At 67.2% G+C, this 24,893-nt stretch carries 23 protein-coding genes and 1 pseudogene; 19 read left to right on the top strand and 5 right to left on the bottom strand.

The genetic code is table 11. From position 1 onward, the window contains the following. Positions 1-60 precede the first annotated feature (60 nt). The 3 genes and pseudogenes from yidC to ACVWYS_RS03370 form a co-directional block, all read left to right on the top strand. Positions 61-849, top strand: a pseudogene (yidC, locus tag ACVWYS_RS03360) (membrane protein insertase YidC); the annotation flags it as partial. Between the two features lie 20 nt (positions 850-869). Further along, on the top strand, positions 870-1,529 hold the full coding sequence (locus ACVWYS_RS03365) for an NAD(P)H-binding protein (RefSeq protein WP_456508418.1): 660 nt from the start codon (positions 870-872) through the stop codon (positions 1,527-1,529). Positions 1,530-1,652: 123 nt separating this feature from the next. Further along, positions 1,653-3,224, top strand: a complete 1,572-nt coding sequence (locus ACVWYS_RS03370; protein WP_456508419.1) for a Na+/H+ antiporter — start codon at positions 1,653-1,655, stop codon at positions 3,222-3,224. Between the two features lie 15 nt (positions 3,225-3,239). Here the strand turns inward: ACVWYS_RS03370 and ACVWYS_RS03375 are convergent, their stop codons facing one another. Further along, positions 3,240-4,421 carry an ROK family protein gene (locus tag ACVWYS_RS03375; RefSeq protein WP_456509343.1) on the bottom strand — a complete coding sequence of 394 codons (1,182 nt, stop codon included), beginning with the start codon at positions 4,419-4,421 and terminating at the stop codon, positions 3,240-3,242. A 105-nt stretch (positions 4,422-4,526) separates the two neighbouring features. Here ACVWYS_RS03375 and ACVWYS_RS03380 point away from each other — a divergent pair, with 105 nt between their 5' ends. From ACVWYS_RS03380 to ACVWYS_RS03400, 5 genes are all read left to right on the top strand, one after another. Then, positions 4,527-6,233 carry a glycoside hydrolase family 13 protein gene (locus tag ACVWYS_RS03380; RefSeq protein WP_456508421.1) on the top strand — a complete coding sequence of 569 codons (1,707 nt, stop codon included), beginning with the start codon at positions 4,527-4,529 and terminating at the stop codon, positions 6,231-6,233. Then, positions 6,230-7,225, top strand: a complete 996-nt coding sequence (locus ACVWYS_RS03385) for an aldo/keto reductase (RefSeq protein WP_425547118.1) — start codon at positions 6,230-6,232, stop codon at positions 7,223-7,225. The genes ACVWYS_RS03380 and ACVWYS_RS03385 overlap by 4 nt, the downstream gene beginning before the upstream one ends. A 168-nt stretch (positions 7,226-7,393) precedes the next feature. After that, positions 7,394-8,257, top strand: coding sequence for an HpcH/HpaI aldolase/citrate lyase family protein (locus ACVWYS_RS03390; protein ID WP_116765146.1), 864 nt, complete (start codon positions 7,394-7,396; stop codon positions 8,255-8,257). Positions 8,258-8,282: 25 nt separating this feature from the next. Beyond that, the gene (locus tag ACVWYS_RS03395; RefSeq protein WP_456508422.1) at positions 8,283-9,254 is read left to right on the top strand and encodes a DUF2797 domain-containing protein; all 972 of its coding nucleotides are present in this window, start codon (positions 8,283-8,285) and stop codon (positions 9,252-9,254) included. Between the two features lie 128 nt (positions 9,255-9,382). Beyond that, positions 9,383-9,607, top strand: a complete 225-nt coding sequence (locus ACVWYS_RS03400; protein WP_116765144.1) for a DUF3188 domain-containing protein — start codon at positions 9,383-9,385, stop codon at positions 9,605-9,607. On the opposite strand, the gene ACVWYS_RS03405 is transcribed toward ACVWYS_RS03400, so the two are convergent. Next, a complete protein-coding gene (locus ACVWYS_RS03405) occupies positions 9,597-11,294 on the bottom strand; it encodes a SulP family inorganic anion transporter (protein WP_456508423.1) in 1,698 nt (565 codons plus the stop codon). The two genes, ACVWYS_RS03400 and ACVWYS_RS03405, sit on opposite strands and share 11 nt — an antisense overlap. Then, positions 11,291-11,722: an ArsR/SmtB family transcription factor gene (locus ACVWYS_RS03410; protein ID WP_116765142.1), complete on the bottom strand. Its 432-nt coding sequence runs from the start codon at positions 11,720-11,722 to the stop codon at positions 11,291-11,293. Before ACVWYS_RS03410 ends, ACVWYS_RS03405 begins: the two co-directional genes overlap by 4 nt. Before the next feature lie 250 nt (positions 11,723-11,972). On the opposite strand from ACVWYS_RS03410, the gene ACVWYS_RS03415 reads away from it, so the two are divergent. The 4 genes from ACVWYS_RS03415 to ACVWYS_RS03430 are packed head-to-tail and all read left to right on the top strand — an operon-like array spanning position 11,973 to position 15,330. After that, positions 11,973-12,443: an FAS1-like dehydratase domain-containing protein gene (locus ACVWYS_RS03415; RefSeq protein ID WP_116765141.1), complete on the top strand. Its 471-nt coding sequence runs from the start codon at positions 11,973-11,975 to the stop codon at positions 12,441-12,443. 2 nt (positions 12,444-12,445) lie between these two features. Beyond that, a complete protein-coding gene (locus ACVWYS_RS03420; protein WP_116765140.1) occupies positions 12,446-12,883 on the top strand; it encodes a MaoC family dehydratase in 438 nt (145 codons plus the stop codon). A gap of 14 nt (positions 12,884-12,897) precedes the next feature. Beyond that, positions 12,898-14,205: an MFS transporter gene (locus tag ACVWYS_RS03425; protein ID WP_344362033.1), complete on the top strand. Its 1,308-nt coding sequence runs from the start codon at positions 12,898-12,900 to the stop codon at positions 14,203-14,205. 57 nt (positions 14,206-14,262) lie between these two features. Beyond that, positions 14,263-15,330, top strand: coding sequence for a UDP-N-acetylmuramate dehydrogenase (locus tag ACVWYS_RS03430; protein WP_116765138.1), 1,068 nt, complete (start codon positions 14,263-14,265; stop codon positions 15,328-15,330). Positions 15,331-15,395: 65 nt separating this feature from the next. Here ACVWYS_RS03430 and ACVWYS_RS03435 read toward each other — a convergent pair whose 3' ends face one another. Then, the gene (locus tag ACVWYS_RS03435; protein ID WP_456508424.1) at positions 15,396-16,994 is read right to left on the bottom strand and encodes a PucR family transcriptional regulator; all 1,599 of its coding nucleotides are present in this window, start codon (positions 16,992-16,994) and stop codon (positions 15,396-15,398) included. 104 nt (positions 16,995-17,098) lie between these two features. On the opposite strand from ACVWYS_RS03435, the gene ACVWYS_RS03440 reads away from it, so the two are divergent. The 6 genes from ACVWYS_RS03440 to ACVWYS_RS03465 all read left to right on the top strand — a co-directional run bounded on the left by ACVWYS_RS03440 (position 17,099) and on the right by ACVWYS_RS03465 (position 23,129). Then, a complete protein-coding gene (locus ACVWYS_RS03440) occupies positions 17,099-17,965 on the top strand; it encodes a GNAT family N-acetyltransferase (protein ID WP_456508425.1) in 867 nt (288 codons plus the stop codon). A gap of 26 nt (positions 17,966-17,991) precedes the next feature. Then, positions 17,992-18,942, top strand: coding sequence for an ABC transporter substrate-binding protein (locus ACVWYS_RS03445; protein ID WP_456509344.1), 951 nt, complete (start codon positions 17,992-17,994; stop codon positions 18,940-18,942). Next, the gene (locus tag ACVWYS_RS03450; protein WP_456508427.1) at positions 18,939-19,934 is read left to right on the top strand and encodes an amino acid ABC transporter permease; all 996 of its coding nucleotides are present in this window, start codon (positions 18,939-18,941) and stop codon (positions 19,932-19,934) included. The genes ACVWYS_RS03445 and ACVWYS_RS03450 overlap by 4 nt, the downstream gene beginning before the upstream one ends. After that, positions 19,931-20,737 carry an amino acid ABC transporter ATP-binding protein gene (locus ACVWYS_RS03455; protein ID WP_456509345.1) on the top strand — a complete coding sequence of 269 codons (807 nt, stop codon included), beginning with the start codon at positions 19,931-19,933 and terminating at the stop codon, positions 20,735-20,737. The genes ACVWYS_RS03450 and ACVWYS_RS03455 overlap by 4 nt, the downstream gene beginning before the upstream one ends. A gap of 116 nt (positions 20,738-20,853) precedes the next feature. Then, positions 20,854-21,966, top strand: coding sequence for a mandelate racemase/muconate lactonizing enzyme family protein (locus ACVWYS_RS03460; protein ID WP_456509346.1), 1,113 nt, complete (start codon positions 20,854-20,856; stop codon positions 21,964-21,966). An 11-nt stretch (positions 21,967-21,977) separates the two neighbouring features. Next, entirely contained in the window at positions 21,978-23,129 is a 1,152-nt protein-coding gene (locus tag ACVWYS_RS03465) for an amidohydrolase (protein WP_456510273.1), read from the top strand. Here the strand turns inward: ACVWYS_RS03465 and ACVWYS_RS03470 are convergent. Then, entirely contained in the window at positions 23,126-23,632 is a 507-nt protein-coding gene (locus ACVWYS_RS03470; protein WP_237563233.1) for a hypothetical protein, read from the bottom strand. The genes ACVWYS_RS03465 and ACVWYS_RS03470 overlap by 4 nt on opposite strands. 138 nt (positions 23,633-23,770) lie before the next feature. Between ACVWYS_RS03470 and ACVWYS_RS03475 the strand changes: the two genes are divergently transcribed. After that, entirely contained in the window at positions 23,771-24,889 is a 1,119-nt protein-coding gene (locus ACVWYS_RS03475) for a winged helix DNA-binding domain-containing protein (protein ID WP_456508431.1), read from the top strand. Positions 24,890-24,893 lie beyond the last annotated feature (4 nt).

Here is a 24,893-nt window from a genome sequence, read left to right on the forward strand (position 1 = left end):
AGTCCCCGCCAAGTGCGTGACAAGTTCCTCCTTTCGCCGTAGCTTGGCAGCACCTGGCGGATGGGGGTTTCGGTGGACGTCCTGGGAGCAATCCTGGCCCCGTTTAAATGGCTGGTCTCAGCCATCATGGTGGGCTTCCATGACGGCCTCAGCGCCATCGGCATGTCGCCGGCCAACGGCTGGACGTGGACCCTGTCCATCATCGGGCTCGTGCTGGTCATTCGCGCGGCCCTGATTCCCGTCTTCGTCAAGCAGGTCGAGGCCCAACGCCGGATGCGGCACCTGCAGCCGGACCTGAAGAAGCTGCAGGACAAGTACCAGAGCAAGACCGACCAGCTCTCCCGCCAGGCCATGGCTCAGGAACAGATGGCGCTGTACAAGAAGCACGGCACTAACCCGTTCTCAGCCTGCCTGCCCATGCTGATCCAGATGCCGTTCTTCTTCGCGCTCTTCCAGGTGCTCTCGGGCATCAGCAGCGCCAAAGTCAGCGGCCAGGGCATCGGAGCGATGAGCGCCGAGCAGGTCAAGCAGTTCGATGAGTCCACCATTTTCGGCGCACCGCTGTCCGCGTCCCTGCTCCATGGCGGCGGCGGCAACCAGACGGCCGTGTGGATTCTCTCCATCGTGATGATCCTGGCCATGACGGCCTCGCAGTTCATCACGCAGAAGCAGATCATGGCCAAGAACATGTCCGAAGAGGCCCTGGCCAGCCCGTTCATGCGCCAGCAGAAGATGATGCTCTACATCCTGCCGGTCGTCTTCGGTGTGGGCGGCATCGTTTTCCCCATTGGAGTCCTCATCTACTGGACCACCACCAACCTCTGGACCATGGGACAGCAGTTTTTCGTCGCATGGGACAGAATGGGTCCATGACGCGAATCGCAATCATCGGCGGCCACGGCAAAGTGGCTTTGGAACTGTCCAGGATCCTCGCAGCGGACGGGCAGGAGGTCACGTCCTTCATCCGCAACCCGGACCACGCGGCCGACGTCGCAGCCACCGGCGCTACGCCCACCGTTCTGGATGTGGAGAACGCGACGACGGCGCAGATCGCCGATGCCCTGCGCAACCACGATGCCGTCGTGTGGTCCGCCGGGGCCGGGGGCGGCAGCCCCGAACGGACCTACGCCGTGGACCGGGACGCCGCGATCCGCTCCATGGACGCCGCCGCAGACGCCGGCGTCGGGCGGTACGTCATGGTCTCCTATTTCGGCGCCGGGCCGGACCACGGGGTCCCCGCCGACAACGGGTTCTTCGCCTACGCCGAGGCCAAGGCCGCCGCGGATGCCTACCTGCGCGGCTCGGGCCTTGAGTGGACCGTCCTGGGCCCCGGGACCCTGACGAACGGACCAGGCAACGGGATGATCGACGTCGATCCCGCCGACACGTCGGACGGCACCGGAACCGCCCGCGCCAATGTCGCCCTCGTGGCGGCCGCGGTGCTCGGGCTGCCCGCCACGATCGGACGCACCATCGAATTCCGGGACGGCACCCTGCCGCTCGCCGCAGCCCTGGGCCCACGGGCCTAGCACCAGGGCCCAGCCCCGCAGAGACCCGGGCCTTGGGAGGCCGCGTCCGGCCGATAGGGTGGTGGGGTCGGTCCGTGCATCCACCCGGGATGCGCGCGGCCGGATTTCGGGGAGAGCAGGCGCATGGACCAGTTGGCACTCATCGTTGGACTCCTGCTGGCCACCGTGGTGGCCGTTGGGCTGGGGGACCGGCTCAAGCTGCCCTACCCCGTGCTGATGCTGCTCCTGGCCGTGGCCCTGACGTTCATCCCGGGCTTTCCGGAAGTCCAGATCGCACCGGATCTGATCCTGCCGATCTTCCTTCCGCCGCTGCTCTTCGCCACAGCCCAGCGCAGCTCCTGGGCCGTCTTCCGGGTCCGCTGGCGCACGCTGCTCATGCTCGCCGTCGCGCTCGTGGTGGCCTCCACCGCGGTGGTGGCCGGCGCGGCGTGGCTCATGATCCCGGGCATCGGCATCCCGGCCGCCATCGCCTTGGGGGCCATGGTGGCGCCCCCGGATCCCGTGGCCGTGGACTCCATCGCAAGCCGGGTCCACATGCCGCGGCGGCTTATCAACGTGCTCCAGAGCGAGGGACTCTTCAACGACGCCGCCGCCATCGTCATCTTCCAGGCGGCCGTGGCCGCCGCGGTGGCCGGCACCAAGATCGCCTCCGACGTCGTCCTTCAGTTCATCCTCGGCGCCGCGATCGCAGTGCTGGTCGGGATCGGCATGGGCTGGCTCACGAGCCTGATTACCCGCCTCGTGGCCTCCATGGTGGCCCGCAGCGCCGTGACCCTCGTGGTGCCGTTCGCCGCGTACATCCTGGCCGAGGAAGTGCACGCCTCCGGGGTGATCGCCGTGGTCGTTACCGCGCTGGAAATACAGCGTCACTCCCGACCGCAGGACGCCGCCGAGCGGGTCACCCGCACCGCGTTCTGGGATGTGGTGGAGCTGCTGATCACGGGCCTGGCGTTCGGGCTGGTGGGGCTGGAAGTACGGCAGGTCATCCACGACGAAGGCACGTCCGTGCTGGGCATGGTGGGGAGCGCCGCGGTGGTCTGCGTGCTCGTGTTCGCCGTGCGGTTCGCCTGGCTGGCCATGATGTCCGGGTTGTCGCGGGCCAGGAAGGACGTCCTGCGCCCCACCTCGGCGAAGGACGTGCTGATCCTTACCTGGTGCGGCATGCGCGGCCTGGCCACGCTGGCGCTGGCATTGGCCCTTCCGTTGACCGTTGCGGACGGCACGCCGTTTCCGGCCCGGAGCGAGCTGCTGGTGATCGCCTGCGCGGTGCTGCTGGCCACCCTGGTGCTGCCCGGGCTGACGCTGCCGTGGCTCATGCGCGTCCTGAAGGCATCCGAGGACGGCTCGGAAGAACGGGACGCCGCCCGCGTGCTGGCCTACCGGGCCCAACAGGCAGCCATCGCGGCGCTCAAGGACAACGAGCTCATGAAGGAGCTGCCGGCGGAGAAGGTGGCGCTGGTGAAAGAGAAGATGACCCGGCTGCACGCCGAACTGCTCGACGGGAGCCTGAAGAATGAAAGCGCGGGAGAGAAGCGCAAGCGCGGCCGCGAACTGGCGATTGCCGTGCAGACGATAGCCCTCGACGCGGCCCGCCAGGAAGTCGTGGCGGCCCGGAACGAGCCGGGCATGGATCCGGAAGTGGCGGACCGGGTGCTGCGTCAGCTGGACCTTCGCACCATGATCATGCCGGACTAGGGCAACCGATCAGGGTCAGCCTCGCGCGGGCAGCGTCAGCTCCATCGCATTCGCCTCGACGTAGTCCAAAGCGTGCCGGACAGCGCCGACCGTGACGACTGCGTCGCCCAGTGGCGAGGCCGTTACGCGCGGGGGAGTCGCGGTGAAGAGGGGGAGCAACGCCGTGATCTCCGGAAGCAGGGCGCCGGCGGAATCGGCGACGGCGCCGCTGATCACCACCTGCTCGGGGTTGATCAGGCTCGCGATCGAGGCGATCACGCGGGCCATGCGCTCCGAAATCCGGCTCAGGATCGCCAATGCCGCAGGGTCTCCCGCCGCCGCGTCCTCGAACACCCGCGGTGCGCTGGCAGCACCGCCGTCGGACGGGCCGCCGCCTGCCGCGGACCACTGCCGTGCCAGGGCCGCGATGCCGTCGCTGGAGCCAACGCCCTCCACCATGTCCAGATAGCCCATCTCGCCGGCTGCCCCGCCGCGGCCGTGGAGCAGGCGCCCGGATTCCATGACCCCGGCGCCCAGGCGTTCGCCCGCGAGAAGCACCACCAGATCGTCCACCCCCGCACCGGAACCGCGCCAGCGCTCACCGAGGGCGGCCAGGTTGGCGTCGTTTTCCAGGAGCACTGTCCAGCCGTGCAGTTCCTTCAGCGCGGATCGGAGCCCGACGTCGAACAGGCTCCAGAACCGCTGGGTCACCAAGACGTTGCCGTCCCGGTCCACCGGTGCGGCGATCCCGGCGCCCACGGCGAGAACCATGCTCGGGTCCGTTCCCGCGGCCTCCAGGGCCCGGCGGCAGGCGCGGTCGATGACGCCGATCCGCTCCTGCGCGGGGATGTCCGCCGCGCGGAAGCTCTCACTGGACCGGCCGACGACGGTGCCGCGGAGGTCGGCCACGGCGGCGGTGGTGGTGGCCGCGCCGATGTCGAGGCCCAGGACGAAGCCGGCCTCCCGGTTGAAGGCAAACCGCCGGGCCGGGCGGCCCTTCCGGGGACCTTCAGAGTTAGTTCCGGGCTGATCCAGCTCCACGATCCAGCCCCGGCCGATCAGGTCCTCGCAGACGGCGATCACGGAGGCCCGGGTCAGCCCGGTGAGGGCCATCAGCTCTGTCCCGGTGGCAACCTCCGCGCCGCGGATGTGGCGGAGAACGGCCTGGGCGTTGACGCGGCGCAGCAGCTGCGGCGTGGCGGCGGCTGCGTGCGGCATCACTTCTTGACCTCTTCTGTTCCCGGACCCATAATTGTTCAGGCAATATATTTAGCTTGTATCTAAAATACCAGAAGCCGTCTCCCAGCCCCGAAGGATCATCCCTTGTCCAACACCGCCACGCTGGCAACCCTGTCCGGTTCCGACCTCGCCGCCGACCCCAACTGGTGGCGCCAGGCCTCGGTGTACCAGATCTACCCGCGGAGCTTCTCCGATTCCAACGGTGACGGCCTGGGCGACATCAAGGGCATCACCGCCAAGGTCCCGTACTTGAAGCAACTCGGAATTGACGCCGTCTGGCTCTCCCCGTTCTACCCCTCGGCGCTGGCCGACGGCGGCTACGACGTCGACGACTACCGCGATGTCGACCCCAAGCTGGGCACCCTGGCGGACTTCGACGAAATGTCCGCCGCGCTGCACGCGGCCGGCATCAAGCTGATCGCGGACATCGTCCCCAACCACTCCTCCAACCGGCACGTCTGGTTCCAGGAAGCCCTTGCCTCCCCGCGGGGTTCCGCCGCCCGCGAGCGCTACATCTTCCGGGACGGCCAGGGCGAAAACGGCGAGATCGCGCCCTCGGACTGGGAGTCCGTGTTCGGCGGCCCCGCCTGGGAGCGCATCACCGAGCCCGACGGCACTCCCGGCCAGTGGTACATGCACATCTTCGCCAAGGAACAGCCGGACCTGAACTGGTCCAACCGCGAAATCCGCGACGACTTCCTCAAGACGCTCCGCTTCTGGTCGGACCGGGGCGTGGACGGCTTCCGCGTCGACGTCGCCCACGCCCTGACCAAGGACCTCACCGAGCCCCTGATCTCCAAGGTCGAGCTCAGCGCCGCCAACACCGGAACCGACGGATTCGACGACGGATCGCACCCCTTCTGGGACCGCGACGAAGTCCATGAGGTCTACGCCGAGTGGCGCGAGGTCTTCAACGAGTACAACCCTCCGCGCACCGCCGTCGCGGAGGCCTGGGTGCACGCCAGCCGCCGCGCCCGCTACGCGAGCCCGCAGGGCCTGGGCCAGGCGTTCAACTTCGACCTCCTGCAGGCCGACTTCGACGCCGATGAGTTCCGCGAAATCATCACCCGAAACCTCGCCGAGGCCACCGAATCCGGCGCCTCCTCGACGTGGGTCTTCTCCAACCACGACGTCGTGCGCCACGCCACCCGCTACGGCCTTCCCAAGGGCGGCGGCAAGCACGCCCAGGGCCAGGACGGCAAGGGCTGGCTTCTGGCCGGAGCCCCCGCCGAAGAACTCGACGTCGAACTCGGCCTGCGCCGGGCCCGCGCCGCCACGCTCCTGATGCTGGCCCTTCCCGGATCCGCCTACCTGTACCAGGGCGAGGAACTGGGCCTGCAGGAAGTCGCGGAGATCCCCGACGCCGAGCGCCAGGACCCCACCTTCTTCCGGAACAAGGGCGTCGAGATCGGCCGTGACGGCTGCCGCGTGCCGCTGCCCTGGGCCCCGGAAGGCACCTCGTTCGGGTTCGGCGACGGCGGCGCGCACCTGCCGCAGCCGGCCTGGTTCGCCCGCTACGCCGTGGCAGCCCAGGACGGCGTGGAAGGCTCCACGCTGGAGCTCTACCGCACGGCCCTGAAGTTCCGCCGCGAACTGCAGACCTCGGAGGAAATGGAATGGCATGAATCCGGCAGCGCCGACGTCCTGCACTTCAGCCGCCCGGGCGGCTGGCAGACGGTGACCAACTTCGGTGACACGCCCGTGGAACTGCCCGCCGGCGAGGTGCTGGTCAGCAGCGGCCCGCTGGACGGCGGACTGCTGCCGGCCAACACCACCGTCTGGCTGCGGTGAGCATTCCGGCGAAGGACTCGACCGGCGCGCCCGCCCGAGACGGGAATCCCGGCCAGGAGCTCATCTATGGCTGCATGGGTCTGGGCGGCAGCTGGTCGGCGGAGCCGTACTCGTCCGCGGAGGTGGACGAGGCGGCGGCCGCCGTCGAGTCAGCCCTGAAGGCCGGCATCACGCTCTTTGACCACGCGGACATCTATACCAACGGCAAGGCCGAGGCCGTTTTCGGCGAGATCCTGGCCGGGACTCCGGGACTGCGCGAGAAGATCCGGCTCCAGACCAAATGCGGCATCCGGCTCAACGAGCAGGGCCTGGAGGCGTACTACGACCTCAGCCGGGACGGCATCCTGGAACGGGTCAACGAAAGCCTGGCCCGGCTCCGCACGGACTACGTCGACGTGCTCATGCTGCACCGCCCGGATCCCCTGATGGATCCGGCGGAAGTGGCATCCGCCGTCGGGCAGCTCATGGCCGAAGGCAAGGTGCGCGCCGTGGGCGTGTCCAACATGTCGGGTCCGCAGATCGAGATGCTGCAGGACCGGCTCGAGACGCCGGTGGTGGCCAACCAGCTGGAGATGAGCCTGCTCAAGCGGGCCTGGCTCGAAAGCACGGTGCTGGTCAACCATGCCGAGGGCACGGACTACAGCTTCCCGCACGGCACCGTCGAGCATTGCGTCCGGCACGGCATCCGGCTGCAGGCGTACGGCTCGCTGGCCCGCGGCCTGTACACCGGGGCGCCGGCCGCCGTGCCGACGCCGGCCGAGGAAGCCGCCACCGCCCTCGTCGCCGCCCTGGCCGCCGCGAAGGGGACCACGGGGGAGGCAATCGTGCTGGGCTGGCTCATGAAACACCCCGCCGGGATCGCGCCCGTGATCGGCACCGCCAACCCTGACCGGATCCTCGCCTGTGCCGGCGCCGCAGAGGCCGCCGCGTCCATGACCCGCGCCGAGTGGTACGGGCTCTGGGTGGCGGCTCGGGGCAGCAACATCCCCTAGTACGCCCACCATGCCCACCCAACTGGCTGGCAGTTAAGGCCGCTATTCGCGCTGAAAACGGCTTCAGCTGCCAGCTACTTGGGTGCGGATGTGATTTTGGTCGTAATGGTCACCCCGGAGGGCCGGATCGCTTAGCCGCAAACGCCTCCGGGCGGATAGCGTAGATGCATGACTTCTACCACCACCGCCGAATCCCTTCGGCCCCAGCGCAACATCCCGGCCGACATTGCCCGCTCCTGGCTGCTGGTCAACGCGATGAAGCCCGAACTCTTCGACCAGTCCGCCGTCTCCCGGGCCGATGCAATCATCCTCGACATCGAAGACGCGGTGGACCCCTCCCAGAAGGACGCCGCCCGCGACAACGTCGTGAACTGGCTGACCGCCGGCGGCAGTGCGTGGGTCAGGATCAACGACGCCACCAGCCGGTTCTGGGCCGACGACCTCGCCGGACTGCGCGGCACCCCCGGCCTGCTGGGCGTCATGCTGGCCAAGACCGAATCGGCCGACCAGGTCACAGAGAGCTTCCACCGGATGGACGGCAAGACCCCGGTCATCCCGCTCGTCGAGTCCGCCGTCGGCATAGAGGAAGCCAACAACATCGCTAAGGCCCAGGGTGCGTTCCGCCTGGCCTTCGGCTCTGGCGACTTCCGCCGCGACACCGGCATGGCCGCCACCCCGGAGGCCATGGCCTACCCGCGGGCCAAGCTGGTGGTGGCCAGCCGCGTCGGCAACCTGCCGGGCCCCATCGACGGCCCCACGGTCGGCACCAACCACCCGATCCTGCGCGAGCAGACCGGCATCACCGTGATGATGGGCATGACCGGGAAACTCTGCCTGGCGATCGACCAGACTCCGGTGATCAACGAAGTCATCAGCCCCACCCCGTCCGACGTCGCCTGGGCCACGGACTTCATGAACGACTTCGAAGCCAACGGCCGCGTCATCCGGGACGGCTCCGACCTGCCGCGCCTGGGCCGCGCCGAGAAGATCATGAAGCTCGCCGTAGCCTTTGGCGTGAAGCCGGCCCTGTAGCCGCCCCGCCACTGAAGGAGACCCCGTGACCGGTACCCGTTATCTGGTCCACGGGGTCTTTTGGGATGGTCCGGAGCCGGCAGCGGCCGGACGGAGCCAGCCCGGACCCGGACAGGCAGCCGCCGGGAGTGCCGTCCTGCGGCTGCAGGACCCTGCGGGCGCCTTCACCGAACTGGCGCTCGACGCCGGGACGCGGCTCGGGTTCCGGCTCGCCGCCCCAGGCAAGCGCTGCCTGGGCCACCACAAGGTGCACGGCCCCGCGGACCGGGACCACATTCCCTGCCCTGCCCGGGCAGAGGCCGCTCGGGGCAGCCAGTGCCAACGGTGCTTCGTTCTGGACGACTCGCGGCTGATCCACGACTTCCACCGCGGCGGCCGGGTCCCGCCGGGCCTGCGCGCCTACCTCATGCAGCCTCACTGGCTCTACATCGCCACCTTCGCCGGCGGTGCCAGCAAGGTCGGAACCGCCTCCCACCTGCGCAAATGGAACCGCCTCGCCGAGCAGGGCGCCGTCGTCGCCCGTTACGTCGCCCGCGCCGAGGACGGCCGCGTGGTACGGATCCTTGAGGACATGATCACGCGCGACGCCGGGCTGCCGCAGCAGGTCCGCTCCGCAGCGCTGGCCGGGCTCGTGGCCGCCGTCGAACTCGACGCCCTCAACCGGCGGCTGGCCGCGGAAGTCCGGGACCTGCTGTCCCGGGTCCCCGCCGACGGCTTCGGGATCGTGGACGAGCCGTGGTTGCGACCCGGCCTGGCGGAGGTCGCCTGCCTGCCGAACGGTGCTGGCGCGCGGACCGCACGGCACCCGTACCCGCACGGGTTCGATTCGGGGGACCACGGGTTCGGGATTGCCTCCCTGAGCGGCAGCTGCGCCGTCGCGGGTTTGGCCGGAACGGACCTGGAATTCATCGTGAACCTGGGCCTGCTGAAGGCGAGGACGGTTCTGCTGGGGGAGTACAAGTCCGACGTCCCGGCCGTGCAGGAATCCCTGTTCTGAGGCTGGATTTGCCCCTCGACGCGCAAAATGCCGGACGCGCCCGTATTCCGGCGTCGCCGGGCATTTTGAGCGTCGCCGGAAATTGTGCGGATCGCGGCGTGCGTCGCCGGCCCCGGTAGACTGGCACGGTGCTGAATGAATTCTGGGCCACCGCGTCAACCGCCTACAAGGTGCTCGTCTTCAGCGCCATGGGACTGATTGCCCTCGGCATCGTCCTCAACGTGGTGGGCAACAGCACCGGCAACCAGGCCCTGGCCCTCGCCTCACTGCCGGTGATCGGGCTGGGGCTGATCCTGCACCTTGCCGGGCTTGTGGTCCGCGGCCAGGCGATCCGGAAGAACCTCAAGCGCTAGCGGCCGCGTTCCGCAGCACATGGCTCCGGGCATGCTGCACGGCGTCCGGGAGGGACGTGAACAGGTGCTTGTGATGCCGCAGTGAGCGGATGACGCCCACGTTGGTGACGAGCTCCAGATGCTGTGGCTGGACCCCCTTCAGCAAGACCGTGACGCCGCGCAACTCCAGTGCGGAAATCACCTCCACGAGCGCGTGGGCGCCGGTGGCATCCAGCATCCGCAGCTGCGACAGCCGGATGATGGCCACCTGGATGTCTTTGACCTGGCCGATCTCCTGCAGGACCCGCTCCGCGGCGCCGAAGAACATCGCCCCGTCCAGCCGGAAAATCGCGATGTGCTCATCCCCGGGAAGCGTCGGTCCGGGAACCGCCTCGCGCCGGACCCCGCTCAGGGAAGCGAACGTCCGCAACGTGAACACGGCAGCCGCGGCGAATCCGATCTGGATGGCCACAATGAGGTCGAAGGCGACCGTAATGAAGGCCGTGATCACGAACACCGCGGCGTCGGCCCGGGTGGACCGCAGGATCGCCGTGACCGTGTGCCGCGAGACCATTCGGGTGGCCGTGACCATGAGGATGCCTGCCAGAGCCGCCAGCGGGATCCGCCCGACCAGCCCGGCCGCCAGGTAGATGATGGCGAGCAGCACGAGCGCGTGCACTATCGCGGCGAGCCGGGTCTTCGCACCGGAGCGGACATTCACGGCGGTCCGGGCGATCGCGCCCGTCGCCGGCATGCCGCCGAAGAAGCCCGCGGCGATCGAGGCCAGGCCCTGGCCCGTGAGCTCGCGGTCGGGGCTGTACGCGCCGGACGGACGGCCGTCCGGTCCCGCCATGCCGGAGGCCACCCGGGCCGAGAGCAGGGATTCGATGGCGGCCAGCGTGGCGATCGACACGGCAGGCATCAGGAGACCGCCCAGTGCGCCCGGATCCAGGGACGGCATGGACGGTGCCGGCAGGGAGTGCGGTAGCGCGCCGATCCGTGGGATGTCCAGCGCCAGCACCTCGGCCGCCACGGTGGCGAGCAACACCGCAATTAGGCTTGCGGGCAGTGCCTTGCTGAGCTTGGGGAGCAGATACATCACAGCGGCGACACTTGCCACCACAGCGAGCGTTTGCAGCACTGCCGGGACGGTAGCCTGCGACGCGCTCTCGACGGCGGCCAGGAAGGTGTTGTGGCCCGGCGTTGCCTCGGTGCCCGTGGCCAGGGGGACCTGCTGCAGGAAGATGATGGCGGCGATGCCGAGCGTGAAGCCCTCCACGACGGGCCACGGGATGAAGGCGACGGCGCGGCCCAGTCCGCTCACCCCCAGGATCATGACGATCAGTCCAGCCAGTACCGAAACCAAGGCGATGCTGCCGACACCGTGGGCGGCGACCACCGGGGCCAAAACCACCACCATGGCGCCGGTGGGGCCGGAGACCTGGACGTTGGATCCGCCCATGACGGCCGCCACCAGCCCGGCCACCACCGCCGTGATGAGTCCGGCCTCTGCGCCGACGCCGGAACTCACCCCGAAGGCCAGGGCCAGGGGGAGCGCCACAATGCCTACCGTGATGCCGGCGAACAGGTCCGTCTTCCAGGCGGACCGCAGAAGCCCATAGTCGCGGCGCGACGGCAGGAACCGCGCCATGAGTGCCCGGGCAGTGCCGGTTGCCCGGTCCGGGCGTGAGGTCTGGGCCGCGCTCATGGCGCTGTGCTCTCGAGCCCGTCGGTGCTCCCGAGGCGGTCGGGGATGCCTACGGGGCCTGTGCTGCCGAGGTGGCCGGCGGGCAGTTCCTGCGCCAGCCGAAGCTGTTCGCTGGATCCGGCCAGGCTGTCCAGCAGGAAGACCCGGGCGATCGCCAGCAGCTCCGAGATCTTGGGATGAGCCAGCCGGTAGGTCACGGCATTCGCCGTCCGGACCGACGTCACCACCCCGTGCCGGCGCAGCGTCGCCAGGTGCTGGGACAAATGCGAGGCCTCCAGGCCCGTCTCGGCGAGCAAGTAGCTCACTGGGGCTGCCGTGTCCGGCGCCGCGGCCAGAAGCTCCAGGATCCGGATCCTGGCCGGGTGGGCGAGGGCCTTGAACAGGTTGGCCTTGATTTCGTACAGCGGGGTCTGCGCGGGGGTGATCATGGGCGGAAGGGGATCATGACAGGAGAACGCTTTCTCGGATCCAGCGGCATCGGTGCCCGGCGGGCTTCGATCGCCAGTGGATTGATGGATTGATGTTTTCATCATATCGCATCGGTCAAGCCCCGCCCGGCCCGAGTCGGGCGCCACTGCCCGCTTGGCCCCGGTGCACGCCCGGGTCAAGCACTCTGCTGCCCGGCGCGCACCCTGTCATGAAGCCGGGGCGCCGCGGGCGTGGCGATAGGCTGGAACCATGACTATCAATCCGGATCTGCAGGGGCGCAGCTACCCTGCCGCAGAGGTGTACGACGTCGGCCGCGAGAAGATCCGCGAGTTCGCGCGCGCGGTCAAGGCCACTCATCCCGCCCACTTCGACGTCGCCGCGGCCAAGGCACTGGGCCACCTCGACCTCGTCGCGCCGCCGACCTTCGCCATTATCGTCGCCCAGCGCGCCGACGCGCAGCTGATCGAGGATCCGGAATCCGGCATCGACTTCTCCCGCGTGGTCCACGCCGACCAGCGGTTCACCCACCACCGCCCGATCATTGCCGGGGACCGGCTGGTCGCCGAGCTGCACGTCGACGGCGTCCGTGCCATGGGCGGCGGGGCCATGATCACCACCCGCTCAGAGATCTTCGCCCTGGGCAACAGCGATTCCGCCGATGTCCGCGAGCCGGTTGCCACCACCACCTCGTCCATCCTGGTCCGCGGAGAGGGACAGTAGCCATGAGCATCAACATCGCAGGACTTACGGTCGGCCAGGACATCGGCAGCCGCAGCATCGCCGTCACCCGCACCGACCTCGTCAAGTACGCCGGCGCATCCGGTGACTTCAACCCGATCCACTGGAACGAGGCCTTCGCCACGGGCGTGGGCCTGCCGGGCGTGATCGCCCACGGCATGTTCACGATGGGCGCGGCCGTCCAGCTCGTCACCGACTGGGCCGGCGACCCCGCCGCCGTCGTGGACTTCCAGACCCGCTTCACCAAGCCGGTGCCGGTGGCCGACACCACGGGGACGCCGGAAGCCGGCGCCGTGATCGAGGTCAGCGGCGCCATCGGAGCGCTCGACGCCGACGCCGGCACCGCCCGCGTCGACCTCACGGTCGTCTCGGCCGGTCAGAAAGTCTTGGTCAAGGCCCAGGCCGTCGTCAGGCTGGCGTAGCCTGTGGCGCTGCTGTGACCAAGGAGACTAAAGACGTCTTCGTCCCGGCTGCCGAGATCACGCACTGGCGGAATGCCGTGGTGGTGGCCTATGCGGCCAGCGGAATCGCGTTTTCCACGTGGGTATCCCGGCTGCCGGCCATCCGCGACGGTCTGGACCTGACTCCCGGCACCATCGGGCTGCTCCTGCTCTGCATGACGGCGGGGTCCTTCCTGTCCGTGTCCGCCTCTGGCCTGATTGTCCTTCGGCTGGGCTCGAAGCGCACCATCCGGATCGGCAGCATCATGGTCGGGTTCGGGCTGATGCTGGCAGGCTTCGGCACCTCCGTGCTCGCCAACCCGGTGGCGGTCGCCGCGGGACTGTCAATCATCGGGCTGGGTACCGCCAGCTGGAACACGGCGTCCAACGTCGAAGGCGCCGCGGTGGAACGCGCCGTCCGCCGCCACATCATGCCCCGGCTGCACGGCTCCTTTAGCCTGGGGACAGTGGCCGGAGCCGGGCTGGGTGCGTGGGCTGCCGGCGCCGGGATCCCGGTCTTCTGGCACCTCGCCGCGGCCGGCCTGTTGGTGGCCGGTTCCGTGACGACCGCTGCGGCGTGGTTCCGCGCCGACATCACGCCGCTGCAGGGGGAACAACCGTTCGCGGCCTCCGGGACAGATACCTTCGAAGATCCCTCCACCGGGCCCATCCCCATCGTCCGGCAGGCGGACGCGGTCCCCGAACAGCCGCTGGACAACAAACGCCAGATCGCCCAGGCCTGGCGGGACCGGCGCACCCTGCTGCTGGGCGTGCTGGTCCTGGGCCTTGCCCTCGCCGAAGGGGCGGCGGGGGACTGGGTGGCACTGGCGCTCGCGGACGGCCACGGCCAGTCTGACGCCGCCGGGGCCGCCGGATATGGACTGTTCGTCACCTTCATGACGGTGGGCCGCTTCGCCGGAACGCTCGTCCTGGACCGGTTCGGCCGCGTCCCGGTGATGCGGTGGTGCGCCGCATTGGCCGTAGCAGGCCTCGGATTGTTCGTCTTCGCCTCCGTGCCGTGGCTGGCCTACGTGGCCCTGGCCATTTGGGGGCTTGGCGCCTCCCTTGGTTTCCCGGTGGGCATGTCCGCCGCCGCCGACGATCCCGGCAAGGCTGCCGCACGCGTCTCCGTCGTCTCGACGATCGGCTACGGCGCGTTCCTGTGCGGTCCGCCGCTGCTGGGGCTCCTGGCCGAACACGTGGGCATCCTGCACTCGCTGCTGGCCGTCATGGTGATGCTGATCGGCAGCTTCCTGCTCTCCCCGGTGGCGCGCAAACTCCCCGCAGCCGTTCCCGCCGCCTAGCTAAGTACAAGCCACCACCGGCTTAGGCCGGCGCACGATCCCGGCTAGGCTGTTCAGGTGACCCCGATTCTGCTCTCCGCCCTGACCACCTCCGCTGTCGGGGGCCCCGCCGGCAGCTACATTGAAGCCCGCAGCGAGGCCGAGATCATCGATGCCGTGCGGTCGGCGGACGCCGCCGGCCAGCCCCTGCTGATCATCGGCGGCGGTTCCAACCTGCTGGTGTCCGACGCCGGGTTCCCCGGAACGGTACTTAAGATCGCTTCGGCGGGCTTTACCGTCAACGCCGAGGACTCCTGCGGCGGCGTGGCGGTGGTGGTGCAGGCCGGCCACAACTGGGATGCCTTCGTTGACCACGCCGTGAGGCATGCCTGGTCCGGCGTCGAAGCGCTCTCCGGAATTCCCGGAGCCACGGGAGCCACTCCCGTGCAGAACGTCGGCGCCTACGGCGCCGACGTCTCGCAGACGATCGCCGCAGTCCGTACGTGGGACCGGGAACGGAACGCGGTCAAGACTTTCACGAATTCCGAACTCAAGTTCGGCTACCGTGACTCCGTCCTGAAGCAGGCCACCGTCAACGGTTCGCCGCGCTATGTGGTCCTCACCGTGGAATTCCAGCTCCCGCTCGGCCGGATGAGCGCCCCGATCCGCTACGCCGAACTCGCCCGGGCGCTCGGCGTCGAGCAGGGCCAGCGGGCCTACTCCAACGACGTCCGCCGCGAAGTGCTGCGGCTGCGGGCCTCCAAGGGCATGGTGTGGAATGCGGCCGACCGGGACACTTACTCGACGGGGTCCTTTTTCACCAACCCGATCGTGTCCGAGGACGTCGCGGCACGGCTGCCGCAGGACGCCCCGCGCTACCCCGGCGGTGCCGACGGGCTGACCAAGCTCTCGGCGGCGTGGCTGATCGACCAGTCCGGCTTCGCCAAGGGCTTTGGGCTGGCCCCGGACAGCGTCTCGGGCGGCAGGGCATCGCTTTCCACCAAGCACACTCTCGCCATCACGAACCGGGGCGGGGCGAGCACGGCGGACATGCTGGCCGTTGCGCGCGAGGTGCGCCACGGCGTCGTCGAACGCTTCGGGATCGAACTGCACCCGGAACCGCTGCTGATCGGCGTCACCCTATAGTTCCTGCCCCGGCCCGGGCCCGCCCGTCGCCACGTAAGGCACGCATCGAGGTAGGGGCGATTTCCCTACAGCAACTCCTGAACGTGCAGACTGAGCCACAAGACCACTGTGTCTTCGGGGTTGTCCACATCAATTCCAAAAAGTTCCCGGAGACGCCGCAAGCGGTAGCGGAGCGTGTTCTGGTGCACTGAAAGTGCCGCCGAGGTTTTGGCGGAATCGCGGGAGAAATCGAGGTAGGTGCGCAAAGTTCTCGCGTATTCGGTTCCTGATTCGGCGTCGTACTTCCTCATGCTGGCAGCGGCCGGAGACACAAGATGAGGCGTGTTCCGGAAAAGCGCACTGAGTTCCAGCAAGGTCAGACGGCTGCGCACTTCCTGAGCGTTGGCGTAGTCGCCGGCGCTCCGCCCGGAGGCGAGCATCAGCAGGACGAGGTCCGCGTCGTGCCGGGAACGGCTGATGTCTGCGGCGGTGGTGACGGTCGAGCCCGTTGACACCCGCAGCTTGACCCGCAGCGACGCAGCTGAACGCTCGATCAGGCGGCGGGCCAGCGCCTCAATGGATCCGGGGCCCGAGGCGGGGGCCTCGGTGAACAACGCATAAATCGTGGTGCCGATGAGTACGCACTGCGCACCTTGCCCGTGCGCTTCGCACTGGGTCGTGACAAGGTCGACGAGCCGGATCAGGGACAGCTCGTCGGACTGGCCGAGGTCCAGTTGGAAAGCCGCGACGGCGAAGGGGCCCGAGTGCTTCAGTCCGAGCTGTTCTGCTACAAGCTGGACGTCGTCTCCCCCTTCGAGGAGCCGGCGGAGGAGCTCGGCCCGTTGTTGCCGCGCAAGGTCGATGGTGCTTCGCGCCCTCAGGATGTGGAGGACTGCGATATCCGCGGCGCGCTCGAGCGCCTGCTCCGCGTCGGAATCCAGGTCCCCGTTGGCGTCCACTACCCAGATAGACCCCAGCGGCTGGTTACCGGCACGAACGGCGATGGCCAGACGGTCCATTGCCGGACGGACACCTTCAATGCGCACGGCGCCGCGGGCCCGGAACACGCTGGCATATTGACCGGCATTCTCCGGCAGGTAGGGAACCTGGCGCCCCAGGATTCCGTTCCGCCGGTCGTCGTCGATCGGTTGGTGGGGGAGGGTGGAGTATGCCAGAACCTGTTCCTGGAGGTTTTCGATGGCCGTGGCCCCACCTACCAGTGCGGCAATGGCGTTGGCTAGGGCAAACAGGTCGCCCACTCCCAGCGGCGAGGCCGACCGGTTGGCTTCCGCGGAGGCGCTGAGGGCAGATTCCAGGAGCGCATCGAGTTGCCGCCACCCCACGGCGTCGTCGACGACCAAAAGTGCTATGCCGGCCTGGTCAGCTGTGTTCGCGAGTTCTTCGATGTCCTGAGACAGCTGCTTGAGCACGATCGCGCCGAAGCCAGCTTGCGCTGCTTCCCGGACGACGACGGTTGTTTCCGGTTCCGCGGGGTGGAGTCCGATCCCCAGCAAGATCCCTCCCCGGAGCCCTTCCAAAGGCGCGAGGGGATCGTAGAGGGACGGGCTCGTCAGGGAGAGCCCGGGCGTAGTTCCGTGTGAGCGGAGAACCAGTCCGGAGTTCGCAAGCACTTGCAGGAGGTCAGGCAAATCGATGCTGCCCGGGGTTTTCGGGATGGTTTCCACAAGGCGTAAATCTACGGCCCCTAGTGCTGGCCCACAAGTTGAAGGACTGACGTTGGTGTCTGGCACCGAAGCCAGCCGGCACCGGCAAAGCCAATAGTTGATGCATGTCACTTATTGTTGAAGCCAGTCCAACAGCACGCCAGGCCGGGGAAGCGGCAGCAGCCGCAGCATCCAGGGCCGGCGTCCGGGTCATCGACGAACATGACCGCGACAAGCTCAGGGACGTTGAAGGGCTGCTCATCGCGATCTGGGGTATGTCTCCCCACGGAGCGCCTGTTCCTTTCGATTTGCTGCGGAGCATTTCGCACGCAGGCTGCAATGTTTCCGCTGCATACAACGCGGACGGGGCCCTGCGCGGAGCCGCCGTCGGCATCGTGTCCCCCGGCGGAGCGGCTACCTATTCCCTGATCGCCGGTGTCCTGCCCGGCGCGGCGGACAAAGGCGTCGGTTTCGCGCTCAAACAGCATCAGCGGGCGTGGTCGCTTGCCCGCGGAATCGAGACCATGACGTGGACCTTTGACCCGCTGGTCAGCCGGAACGCCCGTTTCAACCTCACGAAACTCGGAGCCCATGCATTCGAGTACGCACGCGATTTTTACGGCGAAATGCAGGACGACATCAACGCCAACGATGAAAGCGACCGGCTCGTCGCCGTTTGGCCTTTGTCCTCCAGGCGGAGCATCAGTTGCAGCGAAGGGTCCGTCGAAGAACTGGAACTGCCCGAAACGGCCCTGAACAACATTCTGGAGTACGGCCCGGACTCCAGGCCGGTCCTCCTCGAAACGCCGGACACCCTATGGTGCCGTGCACCGCAAGACATCGTGGCGCTGAGGGCCGCGGACTCCGATGAAGCGGGACTGTGGCGGTTGCGGATCCGCGGAATCTTCGAACCGGCCTTCGCATCCGGCTACAACGCGTCCGGAGTCACCCGAACCGGCTGGTACCGGCTGACCAAAACCAACCAGGCATAACCCTTACCCAACACCAGGAGTACAGAATGCGACCCAGGAATCGTACGGTTTCCGCGCGTATCGCGCGCCAGGCCCTTGGCGCTGCCGGCCTGACCCTCACCTTCGGACTAGCGGCCTGTTCGGGAGGAGCAGTGCCCGCGGCGGATTCGAAGACTTTGTCCGCCGCCGACGTCGACCCCGCTGCAGCAGCGGCCCTGCCAGAGCGCTACAAGTCAGCCGGAGTCATCAAGGTGGCATCGGACATTCCGTACCCGCCGATGGAGATGTTCGATGAGAACCAAAAACTCACGGGTCTGGACTACGACCTTGCCCAGGCCCTGGGCGCGAAGCTCGGGGTCCGCCTGGAACTGCAGACCCAGGCTTTCGACAGCATCATTCCGTCGCTGCAGTCGGGCAAGAACGACATCATCATGTCAGGGATGAACGACACCGCCGAGCGCCAGGCGACCCTGAACTTCGTGGACTACTTTCATGCCGGGTTCTCCATCCTCGTGCCCAAGGGCAACCCGGACCGCATCACGACCGTGATGGACCTTTGCGGCAGGAACGTAGCCGTGCAGAAGGCGACTGTGCAGGCGGAGATTCTCCGCAGCTATGACCAGCAGTGCAGGGACAAGGGATCAGAACCGGTGAGCGTCTCCGAACTTCCGCTGGAAACGGATGTCCAGACGGCCGTCCGTTCAGGAAAAGCCGCAGCTGACGTCGTCGATTCCGCCGCGGCTGCCTACGCCGCCAAGACTGCCGGGAACGGCAAGATCTTCGACATCGTCAAAGACCCGGCAAACCCTGCCGGCTACAACCCGGTCTACACCGGGATCGGTGTCCTTAAGAAGGATGCGGAGCTCGGCAAGGCGTTGCTGGCAGCCCTTCAGGCGATCGTCGCCGACGGCAGTTATGGCACGATCCTTGAGAAGTACGACCTCTCCGACTACAGGGTCAAGGAAACCGGCCTCAACTTGGGTACGGCCAAACCATGAAACAGGCAAGCACGCTCCCATCCCGGAGAGTAACGGCTGAGACCGCAACCGAAACCGCAATCGTCGGCACCGCCGAGGACGATGTTGTAGCTGTTCCGTTGCGCCACCCGTGGCGCTGGGTAGTCGCGGCAGTGCTGGCTCTCGGGTTTGTGGCCCTTTTGTCATCGCTGTGGTCCAACCCGAACATCGACCACTCGACCATCAAGAACTACCTGTTCCATCCCCGGATCCTCGGCGGAATAGGCCTTACCCTGGCGCTGACGGTCATTTCCATGCTCGTGTCCACCCTGCTTGGCGTGCTGCTCGCGGTGATGCGCCTGTCCAGAAATCCGGTGATGAACGCCTTCGCCTGGCTCTACGTGTGGGTCTTCCGAGGCACCCCACTGCTGATCCAAGTCGTCTTTTGGGGCTACCTGGGGCTGCTCTATTCACAGATTTCCCTGGGCCTCCCGTTCACTGACTTCACGTTCTTCTCCATGGACACCAACGCACTGGTTCCAGCGTTCACGGCCGGGCTGCTGGCCATGACGTTGAACCAGGCCGCGTATTCAGCGGAAATAATCCGGGGAGGGATGCTTTCAGTGGATACCGGCCAGCACGAAGCCGCGTATTCGCTCGGGATGTCACCAGCCTTCGCCCTTTTCCGGGTGGTGCTGCCGCAAGCGATGCGCGTGATCATCCCGCCGATGGGCAACGAGACCATCTCGATGTTGAAAAACACCTCGCTGTTGTCAGTCATCGCGGTACTCGAGCTCTATACCGTGGCAACGCAAATCTCTTCGCAGAGCCTGCGCCAGGTGGAACTGCTCGTGGTGGTCAGCTGCTGGTACCTGTTCCTGACCACGGTGCTATCCGTTCCGCAGTACTACCTGGAGCGGCACTACGGCCGTGGAAACGTACGTCAGCAGACTCCCACACCCCTGGGCAGGATGATCTCCACACTCCGCAAACACGGCAAGCCCCACGCAGAATCGAAAGGACTTCAGCCATGACCGATGCCCTCGCCACCCATGAGCACGCGGTCGGCCCCGCCGCCTCGCCGCTCCTCGTTGCCAGAAACGTCCGCAAACGCTACGGCAGCGTGGAGGTGTTGAAGGGCATCTCGCTGAGCGTCAACCCCGGGGAGGTTATGTGCCTTCTAGGCCCATCCGGTTCCGGCAAGTCCACCTTCCTGCGTTGCATCAATCATTTGGAGCGGATCGACGGAGGACGGATATCCGTCGGCGGGGACCTGATCGGCTATACCCAGCGTCAGGACCGGATTTTTGAAATGAATCCCCGTCAAGTGGCCAGGCAGCGGCGCGGCATCGGCATGGTTTTTCAGCGCTTCAATCTCTTCCCGCATATGACTGCCCTGGAGAACATCTCGGTTGCGCCGGTGGGAGTCAAAAAAGTGCCCAAGCAGCAAGCGTCCAAGCGCGGAATGGACTTGCTGGAGCGGGTGGGCCTGGCACACCTGGCGAAGGCCTACCCGGCGCAGCTATCCGGGGGGCAGCAGCAGCGGGTCGCAATTGCCAGGGCACTGGCCATGGACCCCCAACTCCTGCTCTTTGATGAGCCGACGAGCGCCCTGGACCCGGAACTGGTCGGCGACGTCCTCGACGTTATGCGCACGCTGGCCTCCGATGGCATGACCATGATCGTTGTCACTCATGAAATTGGCTTCGCCCGTAGCGCTGCGGACAACGTCGTCTTTATGGACGGCGGCGTGGTGGTGGAATCAGGGGCGCCGGCATCCGTGCTGGACAACCCGCAAAACCCCCGGACCATCGCATTCCTCAACAGCGTTATGTAAGAAGCCCGGATGCACTGCCAAACCAGATGTCATGTTTGGCGGCCGGGCCCGGAACGCCCTGACTGCGCCTTCCCTCGTTCCTCGTTTCTTCCCGCCCTATGAACAGTGAGCCCTACATGAAGATCTCCCGCGCCACCGTCACCCTCATCGATGTTCCGTTGCTGGAACCCTTTGTGGTTTCCTATGCCACTTACGCCTCAATGCCGAGCGTTATCCTTACCCTCGAGACCGACGACGGTTTAACCGGGTACGGCGAGAGCGTTCCGGACGGCCACATCACCGGAGAAACCCCCACCGGGACCGTCGAAGCCCTCAAAACCGAGTTGATTCCCGCCGTGATGGGTTTGGATCCCCGCGACATCACTGCCATCCATCAGCGGCTCAACCAGGCGCTCAAGGGCTGTGGAGCGGCGAAAGCAGCCGTCGACATTGCCTGCTGGGACCTGGCGGGAAAGGCGGCCGGGCGACCCATCTACGCACTGCTCGGCGGCCGGCGGCCTGAACAGCCAACCATCGCCAAGGTATTGAGCATCCTGGAACCGGAAGTCCTGGTGGCGCAGGCAATCCAAGCGCGCGGGGAAGGCTACCGCCACCTCAAAATGAAGCTCGGCGGCGGTGACGGGCAGGACATCGAGCGCGTGCGGGCGGTCCGGGCAGCGATCGGCAGCGATATGGCCATTCGGGTGGACGCCAACCAGGGCTGGGGCGATACCGCCACCGCACGCACCATGATCCGAGCCCTTGAACCATTCGGGATTGACTGGGTAGAGCAGCCAATCCCCGCGGACGATATCGATGGCTTCCGACTCCTCCGCCAGGACACGAACGCCCGCCTCATGGCCGACGAGTCCGTGGTTGACGCCAGCGACCTCGCGCGGTTCGTCCGCGACCGCTCGGTGGACATGGTCAACCTTAAACTGATGAAGAGCGGCGGCATCACGCCGTGTCATCGTCTGGCCACTCAGGCTGAACTCGGCGGACTCAAAGTGCAGATCGGTTCCATGCTGGAAACAAGCGTTGCCTCCGCTGCCGGTTTCCACCTGGCCCTCAGCCACCCGAACATCGTGTCCACCGAACTCTCCGGTCCCATCAAGTTCGCCACGGAACCTGGCGACCTCCAGTACATTCTCCCCAACGTCCAGATCACTGAGCGGCCAGGGCTCGGAGTCGATATGGACACGGACATTCTTGCCGAACTCACGGTGAGTGAATGCGAAGTCAGCGCGTGAGTGGCGGCGCCATGAGGCGCCGCCGGCTGGCGGAGATTTGGACTCACCTGCACAACCATCCTGAACCCAGCATGCAGGAATTCGCCACTGCAGAGTATCTCGCGGGACTTCTGGAGCAGGCGGGCCTTGAGGTTCGCAGGTTCGACTCCCTCCCGGGTTTCACGGCCGACGTGGGGACGGGTCCTCCGGTGATTGGACTGCGGGCAGAAATGGACGCCCTTGTACAAGACACGGCAGGGGGACCGACGGCGGTCCACTCCTGCGGTCACGACGCCAACATGGCAATAGTCGCCACCGTGATGCTGGAACTGGGAGAACTCGGGGACCTGCTGGAAGGCTCCGTGCGGGCGATCTTCCAGCCGGCCGAGGAATTGGGCAACGGTGCCGAACACGTGGCTGCTTTGGGTGTCAGCGATGGGCTTAGTTATCTCTTCGGCGTGCACTTACGTCCGGAAGAAGAACTCCCGGCTCCATATTTCGCGCCATCCATTTCGCACGGATCATGCCTGTTTGCGGCGGGAACCATCACGGGGTCTGACCATCACGGGGCGCGTCCACACCTCGGGGCGAACGCCGTTGAGGTCGCGCTCGAAATCTCCGAGGGGTTGGGTCGCATACGGGTTGACCCGCAAGTTCCCAGTTCGGCCAAGATGACCATGCTCCACGCCGGTGGGGACAACCTCAACGTCATACCGGGCAGCGGACGCTTCGGAGTGGACCTGCGCGCCCAAACCAATGAAGTCATGTCCGCCCTCCGCGCAGGACTCGAATCGGTCTGTGCACGGGTAGCTGCGTCAACAGGGACAGTGATCGACCTCAACTTCCGGGATGCCGTACCCGCGGCCATGATCGGACCCCGCGCCGAAGCCGCCCTCGCAGCGGCAGTGGCCACGGAACTGGGCGACGACCACTTGCGGCCACGTATTGTCACATCGGGATCGGACGACTTCCATTTCTACACACTGCGAAACCCCGAAATTCAGGCATCCATGCTCGCCGTCGGAGCGAACGTCCAGCCAGGACTTCACGACCCGGCCATGACATTCGAAGCCGAATCCATGGAACGGGCGGTTGGCGTGCTCCTTGAAGCCTGCCTTCACCCGGAACCGCTGCTGATCGGCGTCGCCCCTGTAGGAATGGCCCTTCAGGAAAAGCCGGGCTAGCGGTCCATATGGCGGGGGGTCACCTTGCTGAAGAGCATGAAGGTGAAGCCGGAGGCAGCGGCCCCGAGCAGGAAGACCTGGCAGAAGGCCACGGACTGGACGCTGGGACCGCTTTGCAGCACGAGTCCGGCGCACGCAAATGCCACGGCGCCGGCGAGGAGGGCCAGCGAGCCGAGCAGGAAGGCCTGGACGGTGGCCGGAAACTCCCCGGCGTAGTCGAGCTGAAGGTCCCGGCCGCGCGGGGCCACGCTTCCGGGCTTCGCGCCTTCCCGGACCCGGGCGCGCGGCTGCAGGGCCGCGGCCGTGACGAAGCTGGCCACGGAAACAGCCATGCACAACCCGGCCACCAGTTGCAGGGTGCTCATCATGGGCGAAAGCCGCGTCCCGCTGGCAATTGCGACGGCGAGTCCGGCAGCCATGCCGGCGGCGCTGGAGGCCCAGCCCAGCAGGGCCAGCTTCCGGCACAGGGGCCGCAGTTGCGGCCACACGTCACTCATGGTCATGCATCAAGGGTAATGAGGTCCGCTGTACGGCGGCTGGGAGCAAGCGGGCAACAACCCGGGCAAGCAACCCGGCAGAATGCCCGGCAAACCGGGCAGCGAACGAAGCCGTCCAGGCATTGCCCGGCCTACCATTGACACGTGACAGCAGCGACAGGCACCCGGCTTAGCCCCGGCATCATCGGCAGGCTGCGGCTGGCTGCGCAGGGTCTGCTGGGGCCAGGGTTTCAGAGCGTCCCGGACGCCGCCCGCCGAATGACGGCCATGCAGGCGCAGGACCTGCCGTCCGGTCTCTGGGCTGTCGGCCAGCGGGTGCCGGGGTCGCGCGTTGACGATGTCCGCGCCGCCCTGGACCGGGGGGAGATAGTCCGCTCCTGGCCGATGCGCGGCACTTTGCACGTGCTGGCTCCCGAGGACCTGAAGTGGATGCTGGCCATTACCTCCGGCCGGCTGATCCGCGGCCTGGCCGGGCGCCACCGGGAGCTGGAGATCAGCGCCGCGGACCTAGACGCCGCCGCGGACACCGCGCTGCAGCTGGTCTCCGGAGGAGCAGCCGCCAGCCGGACGGAGCTGTTCCAGGCCTTGGAACGGGCGGGACAGTCCACGGCCGGCCAGCGCGGCATTCATCTGCTCGGCGCCCTGTGCCAGCGGGGATTGCTGGTGCAGGGTCCGCTGGCCGGCAACCAGCAGCTGATCGTGGCTTTCGACGACTGGATCACCGGGTCGCGGACCCTGGACCGGTCAGAAGGTATCGCCGAATGGCTGCTGCGTTACTTCCGCAGCCACGGCCCCGCCACGGAACGTGATTTTGCCTGGTGGTCCGGTCTTCCGCTGACGGAAACCCGGGCCGCCTTGGCACAGGTGAAGGACCAGCTCGTGGAGCTGCGGCACGAGGGGACCAGCTACTGGCTCTCGCCCGAAACGGCATCGCTGCTCGACGACGGCGTCCCCGGGCAGCGCACCGTGCTGGCCCTGCCGGGGTTCGACGAATTCCTGCTCGGCTACGCGGACCGGTCCCTCGTGCTGCCGGCCGAGCATGCGGACAGAATCGTCCCGGGCGGCAACGGCGTGTTCAAGAAGACCATTGTGGCGGGCGGCGGGGTGATCGGCACCTGGGCGGGACCGGCGGGGCGCCGGGGCGGCGCCGTCGTGGCCGAGCCCTTCGATGCCGTTAACGGGCTGCGGCCTGCCGCCCAAAAATCCTTTGAGCTGCAGGCCGCGAAGTACCGCAGATATCTTGGTGCCGGAACGGGTTCCTGACGAG

Source organism: Arthrobacter sp. TE12231 (assembly GCF_054062895.1).

What these genes read in the sequence shown, in the direction of transcription:
- ACVWYS_RS03470 (WP_237563233.1), bottom strand. Translation starts at nt 23,632, where the DNA reads ATGACCATGAGTGACGTGTGGCCGCAACTGCGGCCCCTGTGCCGGAAG.
- ACVWYS_RS03405 (WP_456508423.1), bottom strand. Translation starts at nt 11,294, where the DNA reads ATGAGCGCGGCCCAGACCTCACGCCCGGACCGGGCAACCGGCACTGCC.
- ACVWYS_RS03465 (WP_456510273.1), top strand. Translation starts at nt 21,978, where the DNA reads ATGAGGCGCCGCCGGCTGGCGGAGATTTGGACTCACCTGCACAACCAT.
- ACVWYS_RS03420 (WP_116765140.1), top strand. Translation starts at nt 12,446, where the DNA reads ATGAGCATCAACATCGCAGGACTTACGGTCGGCCAGGACATCGGCAGC.
- ACVWYS_RS03415 (WP_116765141.1), top strand. Translation starts at nt 11,973, where the DNA reads ATGACTATCAATCCGGATCTGCAGGGGCGCAGCTACCCTGCCGCAGAG.
- ACVWYS_RS03445 (WP_456509344.1), top strand. Translation starts at nt 17,992, where the DNA reads ATGCGACCCAGGAATCGTACGGTTTCCGCGCGTATCGCGCGCCAGGCC.
- ACVWYS_RS03450 (WP_456508427.1), top strand. Translation starts at nt 18,939, where the DNA reads ATGAAACAGGCAAGCACGCTCCCATCCCGGAGAGTAACGGCTGAGACC.
- ACVWYS_RS03390 (WP_116765146.1), top strand. Translation starts at nt 7,394, where the DNA reads ATGACTTCTACCACCACCGCCGAATCCCTTCGGCCCCAGCGCAACATC.
- ACVWYS_RS03455 (WP_456509345.1), top strand. Translation starts at nt 19,931, where the DNA reads ATGACCGATGCCCTCGCCACCCATGAGCACGCGGTCGGCCCCGCCGCC.
- ACVWYS_RS03460 (WP_456509346.1), top strand. Translation starts at nt 20,854, where the DNA reads ATGAAGATCTCCCGCGCCACCGTCACCCTCATCGATGTTCCGTTGCTG.
- ACVWYS_RS03440 (WP_456508425.1), top strand. Translation starts at nt 17,099, where the DNA reads ATGTCACTTATTGTTGAAGCCAGTCCAACAGCACGCCAGGCCGGGGAA.
- ACVWYS_RS03365 (WP_456508418.1), top strand. Translation starts at nt 870, where the DNA reads ATGACGCGAATCGCAATCATCGGCGGCCACGGCAAAGTGGCTTTGGAA.
- ACVWYS_RS03370 (WP_456508419.1), top strand. Translation starts at nt 1,653, where the DNA reads ATGGACCAGTTGGCACTCATCGTTGGACTCCTGCTGGCCACCGTGGTG.
- ACVWYS_RS03375 (WP_456509343.1), bottom strand. Translation starts at nt 4,421, where the DNA reads ATGCCGCACGCAGCCGCCGCCACGCCGCAGCTGCTGCGCCGCGTCAAC.
- ACVWYS_RS03410 (WP_116765142.1), bottom strand. Translation starts at nt 11,722, where the DNA reads ATGATCACCCCCGCGCAGACCCCGCTGTACGAAATCAAGGCCAACCTG.